At 55.7% G+C, this 7,036-nt stretch carries 6 protein-coding genes; all 6 read left to right on the top strand.

The window, feature by feature from the left end:
* Positions 1 to 721: 721 nt before the first annotated feature.
* Positions 722 to 2,977 carry an S-layer homology domain-containing protein gene (locus Q0Z71_RS14210; RefSeq protein WP_298024184.1) on the top strand — a complete coding sequence of 752 codons (2,256 nt, stop codon included), beginning with the start codon at positions 722 to 724 and terminating at the stop codon, positions 2,975 to 2,977.
* Between the two features lie 336 nt (positions 2,978 to 3,313).
* Positions 3,314 to 4,243 (top strand): hypothetical protein, encoded by a 930-nt coding sequence (locus Q0Z71_RS14205; RefSeq protein ID WP_298024181.1) that lies wholly within the window; start codon positions 3,314 to 3,316, stop codon positions 4,241 to 4,243.
* A gap of 11 nt (positions 4,244 to 4,254) precedes the next feature.
* Positions 4,255 to 5,076: a VanW family protein gene (locus Q0Z71_RS14200; RefSeq protein WP_298024178.1), complete on the top strand. Its 822-nt coding sequence runs from the start codon at positions 4,255 to 4,257 to the stop codon at positions 5,074 to 5,076.
* A gap of 88 nt (positions 5,077 to 5,164) precedes the next feature.
* Positions 5,165 to 5,992 (top strand): permease prefix domain 1-containing protein, encoded by an 828-nt coding sequence (locus Q0Z71_RS14195; RefSeq protein ID WP_298024175.1) that lies wholly within the window; start codon positions 5,165 to 5,167, stop codon positions 5,990 to 5,992.
* On the top strand, positions 5,985 to 6,677 hold the full coding sequence (locus tag Q0Z71_RS14190) for a hypothetical protein (RefSeq protein ID WP_298024172.1): 693 nt from the start codon (positions 5,985 to 5,987) through the stop codon (positions 6,675 to 6,677). Before Q0Z71_RS14195 ends, Q0Z71_RS14190 begins: the two co-directional genes overlap by 8 nt.
* Before the next feature lie 17 nt (positions 6,678 to 6,694).
* Positions 6,695 to 7,033 (top strand): PadR family transcriptional regulator, encoded by a 339-nt coding sequence (locus Q0Z71_RS14185; protein WP_298024169.1) that lies wholly within the window; start codon positions 6,695 to 6,697, stop codon positions 7,031 to 7,033.
* Positions 7,034 to 7,036: the final 3 nt, after the last annotated feature.

The raw sequence follows: 7,036 nt of genomic DNA, 5'->3' as shown, positions 1-7,036 counted from the left end.
CGAACACGGTAGTTAAGCTCATTTCTGCCCACAATACTTGGCTGGCGACGGCCCGGGAAGATAGGTAACGCCAACACGAAGAGGACGGCAATCTTTGTTTGCCGTCCTCTTTTTAATTATAAAGAAGGCCGCTGGCAGCGCCAGCGGCCCCAAAAAGCTGATGCCCCAACCGCACAACTCCTGACAGTACTAATTCTGAAATATCAAACATTTGCGAATAACACGAGTCTGATTTACACTATCTGGATAGGAATTGGCGCAGCGCCCAATTGTTGGACAATATGTTTAAGAGGATGGACATTCGTCCATGCATAATTTACCCTTTGATAAGGGACGATTTCGGTTATCGGTTTATTAAACCGCAAATCAAAAAATTTTCCAAACAATTCCGCATTCCGCATGGAATCGTACTTGCAACGCCATCGATTAAATGGTATAATTTCCATCATCATACAACTCCAAAAATTCGAACGGCGTACCGGTACGCCGTTTGTTACGAAGCTCTGCTTCGTAACAAATAGCTTGGATCGAGAAAGGGCAAGAAAGGCGGTCTTCCTATAAGAAGTAATCATCCCTGGTATATACCAGCCATCGGAGCCGCCGACAGCGGCGGATTGCCACACAACCAGGTGATGGGAAACCGCGAGACATAAACCTAATTCTACGTTTGTTCAGATACCGGGTGCTTCACGTTCAGAAAATAAAGGAAGGAAATTGCGTAATGAAAAAGCGAAACAAAGTCTTGTCGGTGTTCCTGTCGCTGGCTCTGTGTGTAGGGATGGTGCAGCCTGCGTTGGCAGCCACCTTTACCGACCTCCAAGATGCTATTGACGGAAACGACAAGGGGACCGAGATTAGTGACGGCCGCTATGGGTACTCTGAAAGCACAGATGAAGAAGGCGGCAAGTCTTATGGCATTGAAGCCTGGGATGACGACGATGGCGGCCGGAATATCCAGCTCAACGAGGAAGTCGAGTATAACGAGAGCAAAGATGGCAAAACCACGACCATCACCGTCGATGAGGGACAAAACGTCAATTTGGACCTGCACGGCCAGACCATCGACGGCGGCTACCGTGCCGAAAGCGAAACCGAAGCGGGCAGCAAGGGCAGTGGAAACACTGTTATCACCGTTACTGGCGAGGATACCAAGCTCACTGTGACTGACAGTGAGGGTGGCGGGACCATTACTGGCGGCTATCATGTGGTCGAGCATGGTGAGGGCTTTGGCGGCGGTATCAAAGTGTCAGACAATGCTTCCCTTGATTTGCAGGGCGGCACCATCACCGGGAATGTGGCCAACAACGGCGGCGGCGTATATGTGGGTGCAGGCACCGTTACCATGGGTGAGGGTGCGAAAATCGATGGAAACTCTGCCGCATACAGCGGCGGCGGCGTATACATCAATACAGAATTGGCTAGCCGGACGGATGATGACGCTGCATTGAAGATGGACGGAGGCACCATCTCCAACAACACTGCCGCCAGCGGCGGTGGAATTGGATCGGTCCTTTATGCGGAATCTCCAGACCCGGACTATACCGTTATTGAGATCGAGAATGGTACGATCGCCGGAAATCACGCGACTGTCTGGGGCGGCGGTATCGAGGTGAACAACGGAAAAGTTTCGATCACAGACAGTGAGATTTCAAATAATGATGCCGTTAACAACGGCGGCGGTATTTTTGCCAGCGGTAACAAGACAACTGTTGAACTGAAGGATACCGCCATTACTGGGAATAAGGCCCAAAATGGCGGCGGTGTATCAGCAAGCGGTCAAGCCACCGTTACAATGAACGGCGGTGAAATCTCGAATAATACTGCCTCTAACTACGGCGGCGGAATACTTGTCTCCAGCGGCAGTAAGTTTACGATGGACGCTGGTGAGATCTCCAATAATAATGCCTCTAAGGGCGGCGGTGTTTTTTCCAATGGCGACGTTACGATGAACGGCGGCAAGATCTCCGAGAATTCCACTGCCAGTGCCGGTGCCGGTGTTTACAGCTACATTGGCAGCTTTACCATGAGCGGCGGAGAAATTTCCGGAAATGAGGCTAAGGGGACTGGCGGCGGCGTATATAGCCACACAACTGTCTTCACCATGACTGGAGGTAAACTGTACAACAACACTTCTGAATCATCCAGCGACGACATATACAGCAACGTCAGCGGGGGAGGCTCTATCACCCTGATGACCGCTGAGGATATGGGCGCTGAGATCGATGGCAGCGCGGTTTCCAGGTGGCTTTGGGATGTCAACGGCTCTCGCTGCGATCAGGACAACACCTATCAGATTTGGACTGCCTCCGGGGATGCGGTCCTGTGCTTGAAAGCTGCTCCCGCCCAATTCTTTAACGTGATCGTCCGGGACGGATACAGCGATACGCCCATCTTCAGTGATCAGTTGGAGAGAAACACCCAATTTCCTGAGCTGGCTGAACCCACTCGTGCGGGCTACACGTTTATTGGGTGGAGCATGAATGTGCCGGAGATCGTGAACGGCACGATCGATTTGGCAGCCCGCTGGGAACGGAACAGTGAGGCGTCCGACCCCGATGTGGACGAAGATGATCCTGACATTACGATCGATGACCCGGCCGTCCCTCTGGCCAGTGGCCCGGTGACCCGCGCCGAGTTCGTTGGTTACCTGTGGAATCACGAGGGTCAGCCCGACAGTACGCCCAGCACCTTCACCGATGTGCCCGCCGACCATGAGTTCACCGTTGCTATCGGATGGGCCCAATCCCACGGCATGGTGAACGGCTATGGAGACGGCAGGTTCAAGCCCGACGAACTGGTGACTGTATCCGCCGTGGAGGCCATCCTTGCCCGGTTCGCCGCTTGGACCAATGCGGCCATGCCCGAATTGGGAACGCTCACTGGAGAGGCGAACGACCCCGTGCTGAACTGCGACGAGATCCTGGCCGAATTCTTCGGCGAGGAACTGCCTGCCATCCAGAAGGAAAATGCGGTATAAGCCCTGCGGCCTTGGCATATAAAAATGCGCGGAGCAGGAATTACTCGATGACACATGTCGCAAAAGTGAAAAATAAGGGGAGAGCCTGTCGGCTCTCCCCTTATTATAGCCCCATACGTTTAAGAACCATCTCCGAAACACGGCTCCACCATTTTGGGGTGGAGTTTTATCGTATAACGGGACGCGCTTTGCGTACCGGCCGTGATGGCCTGCTTCTGGAACAGGACAGGGGGACAGGTGTTCTGTTTTGTAACGATTTGTTCCTTTTTTGAGATTCATTTTTCCAGACATTCTGGTATGCTTACCCCAAATACATAGAAAATGTGGGGGATTTTTATGAAAAGGCGGAAGTACATGTCCTGGCTATGCCTATTGCTGACGATTTTCTTGGTGGGATGCGGCGCAAAAGAAGAGGAAGAAACAGTCCAGGAGCAGCCGGAAATCCCTGAACAGACAGAGGAGAAACAAGAGGCGCCGACACGGCTGCTGCTGTCGGAAGAGGCTCTGGAATATATGTATCGGGACGGCAGGCCCAATGGGTTCGACTTTGGCGGCGTGGAGGAGAACGGCCATTTTTACTATGAGTTTACCCGGCCGGAAGAGCCGGACTTCTACCTGCGGATCAGCGATGGCTTTGAGACGGCAACCGTGCGTTACAACGGCCGCACCATGAAACTGAATGACCGCTTGAACGCCAGCGGGTATGCGTGGGGCTGGAACATCTCCGCCGGCTATGGCGGCGCGGTGTCCGGCTATGGGATGCCCTTCTGGGCGGATATGACCGGCGACGGCCAGCCGGATCTCCTGTATCTGCAAGGCGGAGGCGGGACGGGGATACACGAGGATTGGTGCGTTGCCTACGATCTGGCCGCCATGGAGGAGATCCCCATTCTGGAGCCATGGGAGGAGATGGCGGAGTTCATTACCATTGAGACGCTGGGGGAAGAGGCCGGCTACATACAGTGCCTGATAACGGATGATGAGGGACGCACTTATAACGCCTGCATCGCCGCCGGTTACGAGGAGGAAACCATCTGGCAGGAGTTCCGCTATGCACCCATAAAAAGCGGATGGACGACCCTGGATATTGACGTGGAGGCGGGAACGTTGTCAGCTGCGATGGCGTTTGGCATGGAGGATCCCCGCTTTCAGACGGTTCACTATATGGGCGAGTTGACGACGGAATTGGCCTATGATACGGAGCAAGGCGCCATCGTCCGTTCCGCGCCTGTCACAGTGACCGTCTACCCACCGGATAAGGTATGAGGGAGTCGCATATGAAAATAGACAAACAGCTGCGCCCGCCTATCCGCCGCAGCTGGCTTCGCCTGCGGCTGGGAAAGGCGTATTATGCTGGAAAGCGGTATCTGCTCTGGTGCTCTCCTAAATTTCGCTGGGCAAAGGAGCGGAGAAAAGAGCGCCTGCCCTGCATTCAATTTACCCACGCCACGCCGCTGATGCGGCAGCTTCGGGGGGAGGAGATGGAGTGGCAGCGGAACAAGGTCACGAACTTAAAGCTGGCGGCGGCACGGCTGGACGGGCTGGTGCTGCACCCCGGCGAGACCTTCAGCTACTGGAGGCTGATTGGCAGGCCCAGCAGCCGGAAGGGCTACAAGGAGGGGATGGTGCTGTTCCTGGGACGGATCGGCGGGGATATTGGCGGCGGATTGTGCCAGCTCTCCAACCTGATCTTCTGGATGACGCTCCACACGCCGCTGACGGTGGTGGAGCGCTATCGTCACTCCCACGACGTATTTCCCGACGCCAATCGGACCCAGCCCTTCGGCAGCGGCGCCACCTGCGCCTATCCCCACCGGGACCTGATGATCCGCAATGACACAGACCAGGACTTTCAGCTCTGCGTGCGGGTGGGGGAGACCCATCTGGAGGGAGCCTGGCGGGCCGTGCGGCCGCCGGAATTCCGCTATGAGATCGTGGAGCGGGAGGCGCGGATCGACCAGCAGTCCTGGGGCGGGTATGTCCGCCACAACGCCCTGTACCGGCTGGTATACGGAGAGACCGGGGCGCTTTTGGAGGAGCAGTTTTTGTTCACCAACGACGCCATCATGATGTACAGCCCGCTTTTGCCGGAAAAATAAGTGCATGCAAGGGTTGACAAACCTCGGCCATCTATGTATGATAAACATAGATGGCCGAGGTATTGTGCTTTTTTGGAGGTGAGCGGGCTTGGAGCGACATTTTGGGAATTGGGTGACGGAGGTTTTGGACTGCGTCCGGTTTCGGCCGGACCGGCGTGCCATCCGCAGGGAACTGGAGGCCCACTATGAGGATCATGTGAAAGATTTAGAGCGGATCGGCTATGATTACAAGCTGGCACGGGAGCGGGCGCTGAACGCCATGGGGGATCCGGTGGAGGTTGGCCGGGCGCTGGACAAGGTACATAAGCCCTGGCTGGGCTGGCTGTGGCTGGCGAGCAAGTGGGTGCTGGTACTCTGCGTTTCTTTGCTGCTGTGCGTCGTGTCATATAGGGACAGCGGCTACAACATTTGCCATGATCTGCATTTGATGCGGCCTCAGAGAGATTATGAGCCGAATGGCTATAGCCTTGAGCTGAATAATCCCGCCTATTCCCGGGCCACGGTGACACAGGGCGGCACAGTGGAGCGGAGCGGATACAGCATATCCATTCCTTATGCCGCTCTTTGGTGGAATGAGCTGGAGAAGAACTATAACATGGTGGCCATTTTGCGGGCGGAGGACGGCCGTTTTTGGGATCATGGCCCCTATCGGGCTTTGCAGACCCTGTCGATGACAGATAGCACAGGCGGAGAATTTGCCGCTCTTACGGAGTGGAAGGAGTACACGTACAAGGAACGCCGGGAGCGCTGGGACGGTTTTGTAAAAGTGAGCTTCATCAAGGAAAATCCCTTCTGTTCAGAATATCTGGTATGGGTCTCTTTTTTAGAGGAGATGCCGCAGTGGACGGAATTTACCTGCAGCAGCGGCGAGGGCTTTTCCCTGCGGCTGGAGTGGGAGGTGGACACGGATGGCTAAATGGGGGAAATGGCTGCCCAAATGGGACCGGAAGCGGAAAATCATCCGTAATCTGCTGTGCATTGTCCTGGCGTTGTTTCTGATGTCCTGGGCAACGGAATTCCCCAGCTTGACCAAGGCCGGTCTGATCCGCAGGGCGGAGCGGCAATATCTGATGGCGGGGGATTCCCAGGTATTGCTGGAAACGGATTCCATTGGGGGCGGCTGTGAGCTGTATCTCTGGAACCAGGGCGATGTTTTGCAGGTCTACTATGACCGCACGCTGATGGGGCTGTGGCTGGATGACGTGCGCCTGTATGACGAGGAGGTAGGTGCTTTTGCCGGCATCGACCTGGCCGCGGGAAAACAGGACGGGTATTATCCCATCCATCTCTTTGTCTTTGGCGATCTGCCGGACGCTACCTCGGCGGAGATGGATATCACCTTGTCCTACACATCCAATCAGATGGTCTCCACCTGCACGGCGCGGGGAACGCGGGCAGCGGAAAACTGCTGGCGGTTTGATCTGACGCGGCAGCATGGCGACGCGGACACGAGCCAGCAGGCCCGATGGGAACGGGAGATCTTTGCCGGAAGCCAAAAGGAACGTTATTCTGGGGTCCTGCGGATGTACGGCGAAAACGAAGCGCTTTTGGAGACGCGGGACATCGAGCAATTTCGGCGGACCACCATGCGGTGGCTATAAGAGAAGGAGGAGCGGCTATGAAGATAGACAAGAGTTTGATGACAGGCAGCACAACGCTGCTGGTATTGTCCCTGCTGGCCCGGGAGGAGATGTACGGCTACCAGATGATCACGGAATTGGCCCGGCGCTCCGACCACACCTTTGAGCTGAAGGAGGGGACGCTGTATCCCATTCTCCACACCCTGGAGGCGGACCGGCTGGTGACGGTCCGGGAGAAGGAGGCGGAGACTGGCCGGGTGCGGAAGTACTACCGCATCACCCGAAAGGGCCTGCGGGCGCTGGAGGAGAAGAAAGAGGAGTGGAACACCTTCACAGAAAAGGTGAATGCCGTGGTCTGCGGCATTTCCCCGGCGTGAGCC

The organism is uncultured Dysosmobacter sp. (genome assembly GCF_947631635.1).
Classification (GTDB): domain Bacteria; phylum Bacillota; class Clostridia; order Oscillospirales; family Oscillospiraceae; genus Oscillibacter.
This window is presented reverse-complemented; position numbering and strand designations above follow the sequence as displayed.

Bases quoted from the DNA above. Each gene is read 5' to 3' on its own strand.
- Q0Z71_RS14210 (WP_298024184.1), top strand. From the start codon at position 722: ATGAAAAAGCGAAACAAAGTCTTGTCGGTGTTCCTGTCGCTGGCTCTG.
- Q0Z71_RS14205 (WP_298024181.1), top strand. From the start codon at position 3,314: ATGAAAAGGCGGAAGTACATGTCCTGGCTATGCCTATTGCTGACGATT.
- Q0Z71_RS14200 (WP_298024178.1), top strand. From the start codon at position 4,255: ATGAAAATAGACAAACAGCTGCGCCCGCCTATCCGCCGCAGCTGGCTT.
- Q0Z71_RS14190 (WP_298024172.1), top strand. From the start codon at position 5,985: ATGGCTAAATGGGGGAAATGGCTGCCCAAATGGGACCGGAAGCGGAAA.
- Q0Z71_RS14185 (WP_298024169.1), top strand. From the start codon at position 6,695: ATGAAGATAGACAAGAGTTTGATGACAGGCAGCACAACGCTGCTGGTA.